Consider the following 255-nt stretch of genomic DNA (forward strand, 5'->3'; position numbering starts at 1 on the left):
TCGCTGACAATGGTTGGGGTATGTTCACTTCTTTTTTAGCTTATAAACTACATGAACAAGGCAAACAACTTGTGAAAATAGACAAATGGTTTCCTTCCACAAAAACATGTAGCAGTTGTGGAAATGTGAAAAATATGTCATTGTCTGAGCGAGTCTATTCTTGTATATGCGGTGTAAATCTCGATAGAGATTATAACGCAGCTATCAATATCAAAAATGAAGCAATACGCCTATTGGCGTTAGTATAGATAGCAA

1 protein-coding gene is annotated in these 255 nt (G+C 35.7%); it reads left to right on the top strand.

The genetic code is table 11. The features are described from left to right. Positions 1-248, top strand: a 248-nt coding sequence (locus tag GBN78_RS30020; protein ID WP_152128046.1) for a zinc ribbon domain-containing protein, incomplete at its 5' end; no start/stop codon positions are given. Positions 249-255 lie beyond the last annotated feature (7 nt).

Source organism: Bacillus sp. B2-WWTP-C-10-Post-4 (genome assembly GCF_009183805.1).
GTDB classification, from domain to species: Bacteria; Bacillota; Bacilli; order Bacillales; family Bacillaceae_G; genus Bacillus_A; species Bacillus_A cereus.